Origin of the sequence: Paracoccus versutus (assembly GCF_000763885.1) — a bacterium.
GTDB lineage: Bacteria > Pseudomonadota > Alphaproteobacteria > Rhodobacterales > Rhodobacteraceae > Paracoccus > Paracoccus versutus.
In genome coordinates, this window is sequence record NZ_JRKO01000094.1 from 1 (window position 1) to 14027 (window position 14027).

The 14027-nt window shown below is 66.1% G+C and carries 12 protein-coding genes and 3 pseudogenes; 8 read left to right on the forward strand and 7 right to left on the reverse strand.

Annotated elements, in window-relative coordinates:
- The first annotated feature begins 240 nt into the window (after nucleotides 1–240).
- Together IT40_RS24770 and IT40_RS24775 are read left to right on the forward strand one after the other, a co-directional pair.
- A complete protein-coding gene (locus tag IT40_RS24770; RefSeq protein ID WP_036760742.1) occupies nucleotides 241–1524 on the forward strand; it encodes a sulfite oxidase in 1284 nt (427 codons plus the stop codon).
- Between the two features lie 12 nt (nucleotides 1525–1536).
- The gene (locus tag IT40_RS24775) at nucleotides 1537–1950 is read left to right on the forward strand and encodes a hypothetical protein (RefSeq protein WP_036760758.1); all 414 of its coding nucleotides are present in this window, start codon (nucleotides 1537–1539) and stop codon (nucleotides 1948–1950) included.
- 113 nt (nucleotides 1951–2063) lie between these two features.
- Here the strand turns inward: IT40_RS24775 and IT40_RS28105 are convergent.
- Nucleotides 2064–2258, reverse strand: a pseudogene (locus IT40_RS28105) (IS5/IS1182 family transposase); the annotation flags it as partial.
- Nucleotides 2259–2492: 234 nt separating this feature from the next.
- Between IT40_RS28105 and IT40_RS30350 the strand changes: the two are divergent.
- A pseudogene (locus IT40_RS30350) lies at nucleotides 2493–2940 on the forward strand (IS21 family transposase); the annotation flags it as partial.
- Between the two features lie 21 nt (nucleotides 2941–2961).
- Here the strand turns inward: IT40_RS30350 and IT40_RS30355 are convergent.
- The 6 genes and pseudogenes from IT40_RS30355 to IT40_RS24805 form a co-directional block, all read right to left on the reverse strand.
- Nucleotides 2962–3114, reverse strand: a pseudogene (locus tag IT40_RS30355) (type VI secretion system contractile sheath small subunit); the annotation flags it as partial.
- A 593-nt stretch (nucleotides 3115–3707) separates the two neighbouring features.
- Nucleotides 3708–3953 carry a hypothetical protein gene (locus tag IT40_RS27095; protein ID WP_052096311.1) on the reverse strand — a complete coding sequence of 82 codons (246 nt, stop codon included), beginning with the start codon at nucleotides 3951–3953 and terminating at the stop codon, nucleotides 3708–3710.
- Nucleotides 3954–4025: 72 nt separating this feature from the next.
- Nucleotides 4026–4952: an ornithine carbamoyltransferase gene (argF, locus tag IT40_RS24790; protein WP_036760744.1), complete on the reverse strand. Its 927-nt coding sequence runs from the start codon at nucleotides 4950–4952 to the stop codon at nucleotides 4026–4028.
- Between the two features lie 97 nt (nucleotides 4953–5049).
- Nucleotides 5050–5526, reverse strand: coding sequence for a GNAT family N-acetyltransferase (locus IT40_RS24795; RefSeq protein WP_036760746.1), 477 nt, complete (start codon nucleotides 5524–5526; stop codon nucleotides 5050–5052).
- Entirely contained in the window at nucleotides 5519–6691 is a 1173-nt protein-coding gene (locus IT40_RS24800) for an aspartate aminotransferase family protein (RefSeq protein ID WP_036760748.1), read from the reverse strand. The genes IT40_RS24795 and IT40_RS24800 overlap by 8 nt, the downstream gene beginning before the upstream one ends.
- 165 nt (nucleotides 6692–6856) lie before the next feature.
- A complete protein-coding gene (locus IT40_RS24805) occupies nucleotides 6857–7678 on the reverse strand; it encodes an ABC transporter permease (RefSeq protein WP_052096313.1) in 822 nt (273 codons plus the stop codon).
- A gap of 131 nt (nucleotides 7679–7809) precedes the next feature.
- On the opposite strand from IT40_RS24805, the gene IT40_RS24810 reads away from it, so the two are divergent.
- From IT40_RS24810 to rocF, 5 genes are all read left to right on the forward strand, one after another.
- Nucleotides 7810–8424 (forward strand): GcrA family cell cycle regulator, encoded by a 615-nt coding sequence (locus IT40_RS24810; protein WP_036760750.1) that lies wholly within the window; start codon nucleotides 7810–7812, stop codon nucleotides 8422–8424.
- A 1-nt stretch (nucleotide 8425) separates the two neighbouring features.
- Nucleotides 8426–8869: an NUDIX hydrolase gene (locus tag IT40_RS24815; protein WP_036760754.1), complete on the forward strand. Its 444-nt coding sequence runs from the start codon at nucleotides 8426–8428 to the stop codon at nucleotides 8867–8869.
- Nucleotides 8870–8964: 95 nt separating this feature from the next.
- A complete protein-coding gene (gene metG / locus IT40_RS24820) occupies nucleotides 8965–10683 on the forward strand; it encodes a methionine--tRNA ligase (protein ID WP_036760756.1) in 1719 nt (572 codons plus the stop codon).
- A 129-nt stretch (nucleotides 10684–10812) separates the two neighbouring features.
- Entirely contained in the window at nucleotides 10813–12972 is a 2160-nt protein-coding gene (locus tag IT40_RS24825) for a TonB-dependent receptor domain-containing protein (protein ID WP_244274062.1), read from the forward strand.
- 124 nt (nucleotides 12973–13096) lie between these two features.
- Nucleotides 13097–14017 (forward strand): arginase, encoded by a 921-nt coding sequence (gene rocF / locus IT40_RS24830; RefSeq protein ID WP_036760757.1) that lies wholly within the window; start codon nucleotides 13097–13099, stop codon nucleotides 14015–14017.
- The last annotated feature ends 10 nt before the right edge of the window (nucleotides 14018–14027 follow it).

Sequence of the window (14027 nt, forward strand, 5' to 3'; positions counted from 1 at the left end):
TCCATCGACCAGCTCCTGCCCATGATCGAGTGAGCGGGCGATCTCGCTGTTGGTGGCGGCGATGCAGCTCGATGCCCTCAGGTGTCTCCGATATATTCCAATAAACACAACGAGTTGCTGTTGTTATAGCTTTGCCGGTGGGCAATGCTTTCCCGAAATGAAGTTGCAAGGCGCGTCCTGGAGGAGGGCCTTGCGGACAGCCGGTTGCGCGCAAAGCGCACCAAGCCACGGAGGAAACCCATGTCCGATAGAACCGATTCCACCTCGATCCCGCAGGATGCCGAGGCCCCGAGCGGATCGCGGCGACGCTTTCTGAAAACGACGGGGCTGTCCGCGCTTGGCGCCATGCTGGGCATGGCCGTCCCGTTCGAGCGCAACCTGCCCGCCGGCTTCGTGCCCGCCGCCCTGGCCCAGGATACCGGCCTGGACCTGATGGCCGGCAAGCAGGGGCTCATCGTGCTGGGCGACCGGCCGCTGAACGCGGAGACCCCGGCGCATCTGCTGGACGACGACGTCACCCCCTATGAGCGGCTGTTCATCCGCATGAACGGGCTGGTTCCGCAGCCGGCGCTGGACCAGGATGCCGAGGGCTGGGTGCTGACCGTGGACGGCGAGGTCGAGACCCCGCTGGAGCTGACCATCGACGATCTGAAGTCGCGCTTCGAGACCGTCACCCGCCGGCTGGTGATCGAATGCGGCGGCAACGGCCGGGCCTTCTTCCAGCCCGGAACCTCGGGCAACCAATGGACCGTCGGCGCGGTCGGCTGCCCGGAATGGACCGGGGTGCGGCTGGCCGACGTGCTGAAGGCGGCGGGCGTCAAGGAAAGCGCCGTCTATACCGGGCATTACGGCAACGACGTGCATCTGAGCGGCGACGAGGAGAAGGAGGTGATCTCGCGCGGGGTGCCGATCGAAAAGGCGCTGGAGGAGGACGCGGTCATCGCCTGGGCGATGAACGGCGAACCCTTGCCGGCGCTGCACGGCTTTCCGCTGCGCCTGGTGGTGCCGGGCTATCCGGCCTCGGCCTCGCAGAAATACCTCAACCGCATCTGGATCCGCGACAGGGAACATGACGGCGCCAAGATGACCGGCGATTCCTATCGCATCCCGGCCTATCCGGTCGCCCCCGGCACCGAGGTGCCCGAGGAGGACATGGTGGTGCTGACCGAGATGCCGGTGAAGTCCGTCGTCACCTTCCCGCAGACCGGCGCCGAGGTGAAGGCGGGCGAGGCGGTCGAGGTCCGCGGCCATGCCTGGTGCGGCAAGGGCGACGTGGCCGCGGTGCATGTCTCGCTGGATTTCGGCCAGACCTGGCAGGAGGCCGGGCTGGAGCCGGCGCCGAACCGCTTTGCCTGGCAGCGCTGGCGCGCGACGCTGACCCTGCCGCAGCACGGCTATTACGAGGTCTGGGCGCGGGCCACCGACCAGGACGGCATCGGCCAGCCGCCGCTGTCGCCGGTCTGGAACCCGCGCGGCTATGCCAACAACATCCAGCACCGCATCGCGCTGGTCGCGGTCGGGTGAGGGGTGATGGCGATGCGCATTATTCTGACGACCGTGGCTGCGACCCTGGCCGTGCTGGTGCTTGGCGCCGGGCAGGCCGTGGCCGAGGCCAGGCTTGACCCGATGCAGGCGCTGGCGGGCCGGCCCGCCGGCGCGAACCCGCTCGACCCGATGACGGCGATCCGTGCCAAGGCGGATGCGGGCGAGGCGCGGGCGGGGAACGAGGAATTCGGCGGCCTGCCCGACGGCGCGGGCGCCGAGGAGACCTATTACCAATGCGTCGCCTGCCATTCGACCGAGATCATCAAGCAGCAGCGCGTCACCGACCACCGCTGGGACGAGCTGTGGCGCTGGATGGTCGAGGCGCAGGGCATGGTCGAGCCCGAGCCGGAAACCAAGGCGCTGATCCTGGCCTATCTCAAGGCAAACTTCTCATCCGAGAGGTAAGGAGATGGGGGCGGACGCTTAAAGGCCGCTGCCATCGCCTGCAGGCTGATCAAAACGGCCAAGCTGAACGCCACAGTCGATCCCCAGGCCTAGGGTCAGGACAGGCTCTCGGGTCAGGTCCAGAAGATCATGGTCGCGGCGAAGGCTAGGGCGAAGAGGGAGACCTTCGGGCAGCGGTCATAACGGGTGACGACCCGTCGCCCGTCCTCGAGTCTGCCGAAACGGGATCTCTCGATCCTGTTTCGGCGTCTGCAGCGTCGCTTATCGTGTTTGACGGGCTTGCCGCCAGACTTCCGGCCCGAGATGCAGGTGTCGCCAGAGCGTTTCCAGGCGGTGTGTAAGCCGGCATGGACAACTGCCCCCGCAAAGGGGTGATCGGCTTCCCAAACAGCCCCCCTTTACACTGATGGTCATGATGCCCCCGTGGTCATCGGGGGCACAGTGCGGGATGCTGGTTGTGGAGAGAGTTGCGAAGATCCGTCGGGCGGATTTCCAGGAGCAGAAGACGATCAAGCAGATCTGCCGGGAGTCTTCTTCGGGGCTGCGCTCGTGGGATCTACGACAACATGAAGACGGCGGTGGATACGATCTTCGTCGGCCGCGACCGCGCCTGCAATCGCGTTCGCCTGTTCCCTCGAACCGCTGGCGTTCACAGGCTCACTCCGGCAGATGTGCGGGCACTATCTGGTCGAGCCGCCGTCCATTGGGCTTGAACCAATGGCGCGTCAATGAATGGCCCTGCACCCCGGCCTCTGGCTGGGACCGCGCCTGCGTGGCGCCATCGGTTCGAGCCCGCTGGCGCAGGGACAGGTCGAGAACCAGGTCGGCGTTGTCCGGCGGCGGTTCTTCGTGCCTCGACCGAAGTCCAAGAGCCATGCCGAACTCAATGCCTGGCGCGAGGACCGCTGTGTTGCATGGGCCAGGTCGCATCCGCACCCGGAGCTGCGCAATCGCACGAACTGGAGGGTTCATTTGGGCCATCACGCTGCAGGAGGAATTCTTGTCGATCAAAACCGCCTTGCACTCTTCAAGCCCGGTTTTGTCGGGCCGCGCTGTGAAGTCGCCGAGAATCACCATCTTCAGAGGCAGTTCAACCTCTGCTTGCCGATCGCCGGTTCCGGGGACAAACTTGGCGTTGATACGCTCCTTGGGAGCGACCGACACGCCCTTTAACCATTACACATCTCCTCGGAACCCATGCATGCGCATAACGATAGTTAACGTGCCGGCAAATCAGCCTCGAGTTGCACGAAGCCCGACTTTCCTGTTGATCCGCACCCATCCGCTCGCATGGGCAGATCGAAGGAAACGCTACATATTGTCGTCATACTGAAGATAACTGCATGAATATACCACACATATGGCATACGATGGCATGCAGCCAGTTGCCCGCCCCCGCGCGCTTGCACCGCATCTTCCCATGGGCAGGACGCCTTCCGACGCTGCCGGCGATCATGTCGCCGACTCAGCTTCGATAGCGGTGAACCGGATCACCTCGCCTGCTTCGTCAGGCGCAGGAAGTCCGACCCGCGGCGGCCGTAGCCCTCGCGCTTGCGCTCCTCGGCACGCACCAGCGCGAAGAGACAAGCCTCGGCATCCTCATGCTATCGGAACAGGAAGGCTCGAATCTTCCGGTCGTGGCCGCCGATATGGCCGTAATGCCCGGTCAGCGCCCCGTCCCGCGTGATCGAGGGCAGTCAGGAGGGATAGGTCGCGTGAGCCTCGTCGGCGTCGGGATGGGGTCGATCCCCATCTGCTCATGGAAGAAGGCGCGCATCGGCAGAGGCGGATTCGAGATAGCCGACGAGATCAGCTATCAGCCCGTCGTCGCGGTCGCAGCGCTGCTCCAGCAGGAGATGGCCGTGATTTCGGACATCGCTCGGATAGTCCTCGAGCCCGCGATCGAGCGCATCCGGCGGGCGCGGACGGATATGCACGGTCAACGCGAAATTCCCCAGCACCTGTTTGGGAAAGTCGCCCGCCTGCATAAAATGCTGATGCATCCGAGAAGCTGGCCCACCATCCCGCGCCCCAGGCCCTCCGCTCCGAAGGGCGCGGACGTTCGGGCGGACGGATCAAAGCCCCAGGCACCAGCGCATGACGGCCTTTTGCGCATGCAGCCGGTTCTCGGCCTCGTCGAAGATGACCGAGTTCGGGCCGTCCATCACCGCGCTCGTCGCCTCGTCGTCGCGATGCGCGGGCAGGCAATGCATGAACAGCGCATCGGGCTTGGCGCACGCCATCAGCGCCTCGTTCACCTGGTAGGGACGCAACTGGTTGTGCCGCCGCTCGCGCGCCGATTGCGGGTCGTGCATCGACACCCAGGTATCCGTCACCACCAGATCGGCGCCCTCGACCGCCTTGGCCGGGTCGCGCTCGATCACCGCCTGCACGCCCTGGGCGCGGGCGAAGTCCAGCGCCTCGCGCTCGGGGTCCAGCGTCGGCGGGCCGGTAAAGGTGAAGTCATAGCCGAACTGCCCGGCGGCATGGATCAGCGAGCAGCAGACATTGTTGCCGTCGCCCGACCAGACCACCTTCCTGCCGGCGATGGGGCCGCGATGTTCCTCGAAAGTCATCACGTCGGCCATGATCTGGCAGGGGTGGGTGCGGTTCGTCAGCCCGTTGATCACCGGGACGCTGGCATATTCCGCCATCTCCAGCAGCGTCGCCTCTTCGAAGGTGCGGATCATGATCAGGTCCACATAGCGCGACAGCACCCGCGCGGTATCGGCGATGGTCTCGCCGTGGCCCAGCTGCATCTCGCTGCCCGAGAGCACCATGGTCTGCCCGCCCATCTGCCGCACGCCCAGGTCGAAGCTGACGCGGGTCCGGGTCGAGGGCTTTTCGAAGATCAGCGCCACCATGCGGTTCCTGAGCGGCAAATCGGCGTCGGGCGCACCCTTGGGCTGGCCGTTGCGCGCATCCTTCATCCGGCGCGCAGCGTCGATCATGCCGCGCAGGTCTGCCTTGTCGGTGGTATGGATGTCGAGGAAACTGTTCATTTTTGACTGTCTTTCGGATTGATCTGGCAAGCAAGCCGCTTTGCCTGGGGGAGGTCAAGGCCAAAGGCCCCGCGTCGTGGCGGAAATCGACCTCTCCTCATCGGTGCCGCGTCATGATGCGCGCCAGGGTTCCGTCTTCCGAGGGGCGCAGTTCCTCGCCGCGGAAGCCGGCCTTTTCATAGGCGCGGATCGCGCGCAGGTTTCCCGGCTCGGGGTCGATGACCAGGACCGGCGCCTCGGCCAGCAATGCATCGGACAAGGCGCGCAGCCAGAGCCCGCCGCGCCCGAACCCCCGGGGGCCGGAAAAGCAGTCGATCGCCAGCGCATCGCCCGGCAGGCCGGCGAAATGCGGGGCGCCCCAGTGATGCGCCGGGTAATACTGGGCATAGGCGATGGGCGTGCCGTTGCAAAGCGCGATGACCTGCCGCATCGCCGGCTCGTCCAGATCCTCCGCGATCCCGGCCAGCTCCGCCTCGGCCCCGCGCCACCAGCGCGCGACCTCGGGCTGGCGCAGCCAATCCGCCAGCATGGGCAGGTCGGCGCGCGTGACCGGCCGGAAGCCGAACCTATCCATCCAGCCTGCCGGCGGCCCGGTCCAGCCGGGCGACCGCCTCGGCGATCTCCGCATCGCTGATGGTCAGCGGCGGCAGCAGGCGCAGGGTGTTGTCGGCCGCGGCCACGGTCAGGATGCGCTCGGCATAGCCGGCATTGACCAGATCGCCCGGCGCGACCTTGCATTTCAGGCCCAGCATCAGCCCCTGGCCGCGCACCGTTTCGAAGACCTCGGGATGCGCCGCCACCAGCCCCTCCAGCTTCTGCCGGAAAAGCGCGGCCTTGCGGTTCACCTCGGCCAGGAATTCGGGCTGGGCGATGATCTCCATCACCTTGGCGCCCACCGCGCAGGCCAGGGGGTTGCCGCCATAGGTCGAGCCATGCGTGCCCGCCACCATGCCGGCAGCCACCTTTTCGGTCGCGACCACCGCACCCAGCGGGAAGCCGCCGCCGATGCCCTTGGCGATCATCATGATGTCGGGGGTGATGCCGGCATATTCATGCGCGAACAGCTTGCCGGTGCGGCCCATGCCCGATTGCACCTCGTCCAGCACCAGCAGCGCGCCGGTCTGGTCGCAAAGCGCGCGGATCGCTGCCAGGTCGGCGTCGGGCAGCGGACGGATGCCGCCCTCGCCCTGCACCGGCTCCAGCATGACGGCGGCGGTGCGGTCCGAGATGGCGGCCTTCAGCGCCTCCATGTCGCCCCAAGGCAATTGCCGGAAACCGGGCATCAGCGGGCCGAAGCCCTTGACCATCTTTTCCGACCCCGCCGCCGCGATGGCGCCGGTGGAGCGGCCGTGGAAGGCGCCCTCGAAGGTCAGGATCTCGTAGCGGTCGGGATCGCCCTGCTCGCTCCAATACTTGCGCACCATCTTGATCGCCAGTTCCGCGGCCTCGGTGCCGGAGTTGGTGATGAAGGCGGTGTCGGCAAAGGTATGCTCGACCAGCAGGTCGGCGAGCCTTTCCTGCTCGGGGATCTGGTAGAGGTTCGAGACATGCCAGATCCGGCCCGCCTGTTCGGTCAGCGCGGCGACCAGGTCGGGATTGGCATGGCCCAGCGCATTCACCGCGATGCCCGCGCCCAGGTCCAGGTATCGCGTCCCGTCCGTCGCGATGGCCCAGGAGCCCTCGCCCCGCTCGAAGGCGATGGGGGCACGGTTATAGGTCGGCAGGACATGCGAAATCATGGAGTTACCCTCTCTGGGAACGGCCGCGCGGCGGCACCATGGCTGACGGAAAGGCAGGCAGGATCGGACGTCGAAAGCGTCAACGTCGGGGACGGGCGATATGGGCGGTCCGAGCGATCATGCCCGTTCGCATAGCGCGGAAGCGGCCCCCGTGCAACGGGGATTTCAGGGCTTCATGCGATAGCCCGAGGCCAGCCAGCGCCAGGCGGTGAACAGCACCAGCGCCACGGCCAGCCCGCAGACCGCCAGCCCGCGCAGCACCGGCGCGTCGGAAACCCCGGCGATGCCGTAGCGCGCGCCGTCGATCAGGTAGAAGATCGGGTTCCAATGCGCCAGCGCCCGGAACGGCTGGGGCAGCGCCTCGACCGAATAGAAGGTGCCCGACAGGAACGACAGCGGCGTGACGATGAAATTGGTGATGACCGCCATCTGGTCGAATTTCTGCGCCACGATCGCGGCCAGCAGCCCCAGCCCGCCCATCAGCAGCGCGCCCAGCACCACGAAGGCCAGCGCCCAGAAGGGATGCGCCACCCCCTGCCCCAGGACCAGCGCCATGCCGGTGGCGATGGCGGCGGCGACGATCAGCGCCCGCGTCACCGCCCCGGTCAGGTAGCCTGCCAGGATCTCGCCCGCCGACAGGGGCGGCATCAGCGTATCGACGATATTGCCCTGCATCTTGGCCGAGATGATGCTGGAGGAGGTATTGGCGAAGGCGTTCTGGATCACCGTCATCATCAGGATGCCGGGCCCCAGGAAGGCCAGGTAGGGCAGGCCCATCACCTCGTCCCGGTTTTGCCCCAGCGCCAGCGCAAAGACGATCACGAACAGCGCCGAGGTCATCAGCGGCGCGAAGATGGTCTGCTGCCAGACGCTGAGGAAGCGCATGATCTCGCGCCGGCTGAGCGTGTATAGGCCCAGCCAGTTCACCCGGCCAAAGCGGCGCACGCCCATCTGGCGAAATCCGGGGCGGGACTGGATCGGCTGCATCGGGGCTCCTTGAATTTGCGGGCTCGGATGGGTAAATCTGGCTATCCCCGGATTTAAGGCCGGGTCTTGCGGAATTGAAGCCACTAGCACGAAGAGCGCCGGGACGCATCCCGGTGCAGGAAAGGCAAGCCATGTCCTGGACCGACGAGCGCGTCGAGACGTTGAAACGCATGTGGGCCGAAGGCCAGTCGGCCAGCCAGATCGCCAAGGAGCTGGGCGGCGTGACCCGCAACGCGGTGATCGGCAAGGTCCACCGCCTGGGCCTGTCGAATCGCGCCGAAGAGGGCGCGGACCCGGCGCCCGAACCCGTTGCCGCCAAGCCCGCCGTCGCGGCCGCCCCCGCGCCTGAACCCAGGCCCGCCGCGCCCGAGCCGGCACCGGCACCCCAGCCCAAGCCGGCCGCGGCGGCCGCCCCCGCGCCCGAGCCGGCACCCGAACCCGCGCCGCAGCCGGCCAGCTTCAACCGCCGGCCCATCGTGCCGGCCGGCCAGCCGCTGCCGCCGCAGCCCTCGGCCAACGAGATCAGCCCCGAAGCGCTGGCCTCGGTCCGCGAGGTCGAGAAGCGCGCCCGCAAGCTGACGCTGATGGAGCTGACCGAGCGCACCTGCAAATGGCCGATCGGCGACCCGGCGACCGACAAGTTCTGGTTCTGCGGCCTGCCCTCGATGCCCGGCAAGCCCTATTGCGAGGCGCATGTCGGCGTGGCCTTCCAGCCGATGAGCTCGCGCCGCGACCGTCGTCGCTGAGGTGCCCGATTTCCCCCGGCTCGCCGCGCTGGCCGTCACGCTGGACGGCTGCGGCGACGCGGCCCGCGCGCTGCTGGTGCGCCGCCGCAACCCGCCCGACGCCGGGCTCTGGGGCTTTCCCGGCGGCCATGTCGAGCCGGGCGAGACCGCGCTTGACGCCGCCGTGCGCGAGCTGGCCGAGGAAACCGGCGTCACCGGCCGGCCACGTGCCTATCTGGACAATATCGACGTGATCGAGCGCGGCGCGGATGGCGCGCTGCGCTTTCACTTCCTGCTGGCGGCGGTGCTGTGCGACCATGTCGCGGGCGAGCCGGTGGCGGCGGATGATGCGCTGGACGCGCGCTGGGTGGCGGTGGGCGACATCCTGGCCGGCCGCCTGCCGCTCAGCGCCAGCGTGCCCGATGTCATCCGCAAGGCGCTGGCCTGCCGGGACGCCTCCTGCTGACCCCGCGGCCCGGCCCGCGGCGAAAACCGTGCGAACCGCTGGCCTTCGCCGCCGGTGCTGGATAAAGAAGCGCCAGAAAACAACAGGACCGGATCATGGCGCGGCATCTCATCACCTCGGCGATCCCTTACATCAACGGGATCAAGCACCTCGGCAATCTCGTCGGCTCGCAGCTTCCGGCGGATCTCTATGCCCGCTACCTGCGGGGCCGCGACCACGAGGTGATGTTCATCTGCGCCACCGACGAACACGGCACCCCAGCCGAACTTGCCGCCGCCAAGGCCGGCAAGCCCGTCGCCGTCTATTGCGCCGAGATGCACGAGATCCAGGCGGAAATCGCGCGCAACTTCGGCCTGTCCTTCGACCATTTCGGCCGCTCGTCCTCGGAACGCAACCACGTGCTGACCCAGCATTTCGCCGGCAAGCTGGACGAGAACGGCTATATCGCCGAGGTCGAGGAGCGGCAGGTCTATTCCATCGACGACGGCCGCTTCCTGCCCGACCGCTATATCGAGGGCACCTGCCCCAACTGCGGCTATGACAAGGCCCGCGGCGACCAGTGCGAGAACTGCACCAAGCAGTTGGACCCGACCGACCTGATCGAGCCGCGCTCGGCCATTTCCGGCTCGACCAACCTGGAGGTGCGGGCGACCAAGCACCTCTACCTGCGCCAGCGCGCGCTGAAGGACCAGATCGCGACCTGGATCGACAGCAAGACCGACTGGCCGATCCTGACCACCTCGATCGCCAAGAAATGGCTGAATGACGGCGACGGCCTGCAGGACCGCGGCATCACCCGCGACCTCGACTGGGGCATCCCGGTGAAAAAGGGCGACAAGCCCTGGCCGGGGATGGAGGGCAAGGTCTTCTACGTCTGGTTCGACGCGCCCATCGAATACATCGCCGCCACCGCCGAGGGCGCCGACAAGCGCGGCCAGCCCGACAGCGCCTGGCGCCGCTGGTGGCGTCTGGACGAGGGCGCCGGGGACGTGACCTATACCCAGTTCATGGGCAAGGACAACGTGCCCTTCCACACCCTGTCCTTCCCGGCCACGATCATCGGCTCGGGCGAGCCCTGGAAGCTGGTCGATTACATCAAAAGCTTCAACTACCTGACCTATGACGGCGGCCAGTTCAGCACCTCGCAGGGGCGCGGCGTGTTCATGGACCAGGCGCTGTCGATCCTGCCCGCCGACTACTGGCGCTGGTGGCTTCTGTCCCACGCCCCCGAATCGGGCGACAGCGAGTTCACCTGGGAGAATTTCCAGCAATCGGTGAACAAGGATCTGGCCGACGTGCTGGGCAATTTCGTCAGCCGCATCACCAAGTTCTGCCGCTCGAAATTCGGCGAGACCATCCCCGAGGGCGGCAGCTACGGCCCCGAGGAAGAGGCGCTGGTCGAGGCGCTGACCGCCCGCGTCCGCGCCTATGAAGGCTTCATGGACCATGTCGAGGTCCGCAAGTCGGCGGCCGAGCTGCGGGCGATCTGGGTTCTGGGCAACGAATACCTGCAATCGGCGGCGCCCTGGTCGACCTTCAAGACCGACCCCGACCGCGCGGCGATGCAGGTGCGGCTGGGGCTGAACCTGATCCGGCTTTACGCGGTGCTGTCGGCGCCCTTCATCCCCTTTGCGGCCGATGCGATGCTGGCGGCGATGCGGACCCAGGACCGCACCTGGCCGGACGATGTCCGCGCCGCGCTCGAGGCCCTGCCCGCCGGCCACGCCTTCACCGTGCCCGAGGTGCTGTTCGCCAAGATCAGCGACGAAAGCCGCGACGAATGGCAGGACCGCTTCAAGGGCATCCGCGGCTGAAATCACCCCGACAGCCTGCGACAAAATGCCGTAGGCTTGTTGCATTCATGCCACAAACCTTTCCACGGGCGGGCTGACGTCTTGTCCCGTGGTATGGCGGCTGGTTAATCGCCCGCAGTTACCCAGGTCATGGCGATCCCCCTTGCCCTCTCGGCCCAGGCAAAAAACCGTTCCTGTTGTCGAGAGGTGACGATGCCGTCCTATCAAACGAACTCCCCTGCCCGCGTGTGCGGTAACCGCAACATTCGCGCGGCCTTGCCCCCGACTGGACGGCTCGCCGGCCTGCTGATTGGCCTGACCGCACTCACCGCCCCCGCAATCGCGGTGGCACAGGCAGAGACCGAGGAAGTTGTTCTGGACACCGTGGTCCTCGTGACTTCGGCCTCGTCGATCGCGACCTCGATCCAGGATGCCCCCGCCTCCATCACCGTCATCGACCAAAGCGACATCCAGGCCAAGGGCGCGCGCGATCTCAAGGACGTGCTGCGTACCGTTCCCGGCCTTAACCTGACCCGAGGCAACGACGGCAATTCCCAGGTGTCGTTCCGCGGCCTGTCCTCCAGCCGCACGCTGACCCTGATTGACGGCAAGCGCATCAGCAGCCGCAACACCTTTGCGCGTCACTATCAGGGCGACCTCCAAATCGTGCCGCTGGATGCGATCGAGCGCATCGAGGTGGTGCGCGGCCCCATGTCCACCCTTTATGGTTCGGACGCGATGGGCGGCGTTATCAATATCATCACGAAGAAGGCGACCGATACCTGGTCGGGCTCGCTGACCACCGATTTCGCTTTCGCGGATGAAAACAGCACCGCCGACAGCCGCTCGGTCACGGGCTTTATTTCGGGTCCGCTGGGCCAAAACCTCAACCTCTCGGCCTGGGGGAAGCTGGCGGAAATCGAAGCGCCGGACGAGCCTTATGGATATTCCAGTTCGGCTAGTCCGCTTTATACTTCGAACGGCACTCGCACGAAAACGCTTGGCGCCCGGCTGACCTGGATCCCGCAAGAGGGAATGGAATGGGGGGCCGAAGCCCAAGCCTCTGTTGACAACTACCTGGGCAATCCCGGCGAGCACGACAGCAACGAAGTGACCAAGAAAAGCTTCGGACTGACAAATGAATGGCAGTTGGGTCAAGGTCATCTGTCCAGCTATCTGCGCCATGAGACCTCGGGCAACGAGACCTGGAACTCGACGAGCGGGGCGTGGAACGACCCCATCGACTATGACACGACCACCTTGGAAAGCCGGTATACCTCTCAGACCAGCCTGACTGGCCGGCAACTCGACTATACTATTGGCGGTCTGGTCGCGCATGAAAAGCTGAACGACCCACAAACTACCTCGAACGCACTGATCGAAGGATCCGTGAACACCGCCGCGCTTTATGCGGAAGCTCGTCTGCAAGCGACCGAGGCATTGAGCCTGACCACCGGCCTGCGCATGGACCATCATGAGCGGTTCGGCACCCATGTCACGCCACGGATTTATGCCAACTACGACTTTGGCAACGGCCTGATGCTGAAGGGCGGTTATTCGCAGGCTTTCGTCGCGCCAGACCTGCGCAACCTTAACCCGAATTATCAGATGGGCTCGCGTGGCAATGGCTGCAAACCCTACCAAGGCCCTTGCACGATCATCGGCAACCCCGACCTTCAGCCCGAAACCTCGGACAACTTCGAGATCGGCCTGAACTATCAGGGCGAGCGCAGCAGCTGGGAAGTTACCGCCTTCTACAACGATGTCGAGAACATGATCAGCGCCCGCCGCACGAACGACGTTGCAGCTAACGGCAACCCGATTTTCGTGCGCGACAACTTCGACTACGGCAAGACCGCCGGCGTCGAGTTCGGCCTGGATTACGACATTACCAACGACCTGACCTGGATCACTTCGGGCACCTATATCGCCAAGTCCGAGTTCAAATATGGCGATTTCGACACGGCCTATCCAATGGCCACCACGCCTAAGTGGAACATCACCACGGGCTTGACCTGGCAGGCAAACGACCGCCTCAATCTGTCGGGTGAAGTGACCTATGTCGGCAAGCAAGCTGGTTATGTCGTCGAGGAAGGTCTTGTGGTCGGCTCGGGCGAGCAGGCTTCGGTCCCGGCAGGCCAGAACAGCAAGGCCTATTATCTGGTCAACGTGGCTGCGGCCTATGACCTCAACGATATGGCCACGCTGAATGTCGGCATCGACAACCTGTTCAATGACCAACCCGAAACGGACGTGTCCTATCGCGAAAACGGACGTCTGTTCACGCTGGGCATCACCACTCGCTTCTGATCCGATAGACTGCACAAAAACCCAAGGCCGCCCCGGAAAGGGCGGCCTTTTCTTTCCGACGATATGGAACCTTGGGCCGTGGCAACGCATGATGCCTCTGCAACCCAGCCTAGCGGAGAGAAGCATGACCCATTGCATCCTGATCGGCGCCCCGGTGGACGAGGGGCAGCGGCGGCCCGGCTGCCTGATGGGCCCGGCCGCCTATCGCGTAGCGGGGCTGGCCTCGACGCTTGCCGAGCTGGGCCATACGGTCGAGGATCGCGGCGACCTTTTTCCCGCCGCCGGCCGCGGCCAGACCTGCGCCAATCCCGCCGTGCATCACCTGCCCGAGATCGTCGCCTGGACCGAGGCGCTGCGCGCCGCCGGCTGCGCCGCGATGGAAGAGGGGATGCCGATCTTCCTGGGCGGCGACCACGCGCTGGCCCTTGGCACGCTCGCCGGGGTGGCGGCCCATGCCCGCGCGGCGGGGAGGCCGCAATTCGTGCTGTGGCTGGACGCGCATAGCGATTTCCATACCATCGAGACCACGGGCTCGGGCAACCTGCACGGCACGCCGCTGGCCTATGCCTCGGGGCGGCCGGGATTCGAACCCTTCCCCGCCTTTCCCGCGCCGATCCCAGGCCGCAACATCTGCATGTTCGGCATCCGCAGCGTGGACGGCCCCGAGCTGGCCGCGCTGCGCGAGACCGAGATCGTCGTGAACGACATGCGCGTGCTGGACGAACGCGGCATCATTGCGCCCCTGCGCGAATTCCTGGACCGGGTCCGGGCCGAAAACGGCATGCTGCACGTCAGCCTGGACGTGGATTTCCTCGACCCCTCGATCGCGCCGGCCGTCGGCACCACCGTCCCCGGCGGCGCCACCTTCCGCGAGGCGCATCTGGTCTGCGAACTGCTGCACGAAAGCGGGCTGATGACCTCGCTCGACCTGGTCGAGTTGAACCCTTTCCTGGACGAACGCGGCCGCACCGCCAAGCTGATGGTGGACCTGGTCGGCTCGCTGATGGGGCGCAAGGTCTTCGACCGGCCGACCCGCAGCTTCTGAGCCCGCAACC

Excerpts from the sequence above, each read along its gene's own strand:
- IT40_RS24800 (WP_036760748.1), bottom strand. The coding sequence starts at position 6,691 with ATGATTTCGCATGTCCTGCCGACCTATAACCGTGCCCCCATCGCCTTC.
- metG (WP_036760756.1), top strand. The coding sequence starts at position 8,965 with ATGGCGCGGCATCTCATCACCTCGGCGATCCCTTACATCAACGGGATC.
- IT40_RS24810 (WP_036760750.1), top strand. The coding sequence starts at position 7,810 with ATGTCCTGGACCGACGAGCGCGTCGAGACGTTGAAACGCATGTGGGCC.
- IT40_RS27095 (WP_052096311.1), bottom strand. The coding sequence starts at position 3,953 with ATGCATCAGCATTTTATGCAGGCGGGCGACTTTCCCAAACAGGTGCTG.
- rocF (WP_036760757.1), top strand. The coding sequence starts at position 13,097 with ATGACCCATTGCATCCTGATCGGCGCCCCGGTGGACGAGGGGCAGCGG.
- IT40_RS24825 (WP_244274062.1), top strand. The coding sequence starts at position 10,813 with ATGGCGATCCCCCTTGCCCTCTCGGCCCAGGCAAAAAACCGTTCCTGT.
- argF (WP_036760744.1), bottom strand. The coding sequence starts at position 4,952 with ATGAACAGTTTCCTCGACATCCATACCACCGACAAGGCAGACCTGCGC.
- IT40_RS24770 (WP_036760742.1), top strand. The coding sequence starts at position 241 with ATGTCCGATAGAACCGATTCCACCTCGATCCCGCAGGATGCCGAGGCC.
- IT40_RS24805 (WP_052096313.1), bottom strand. The coding sequence starts at position 7,678 with ATGCAGCCGATCCAGTCCCGCCCCGGATTTCGCCAGATGGGCGTGCGC.
- IT40_RS24775 (WP_036760758.1), top strand. The coding sequence starts at position 1,537 with ATGCGCATTATTCTGACGACCGTGGCTGCGACCCTGGCCGTGCTGGTG.
- IT40_RS24795 (WP_036760746.1), bottom strand. The coding sequence starts at position 5,526 with ATGGATAGGTTCGGCTTCCGGCCGGTCACGCGCGCCGACCTGCCCATG.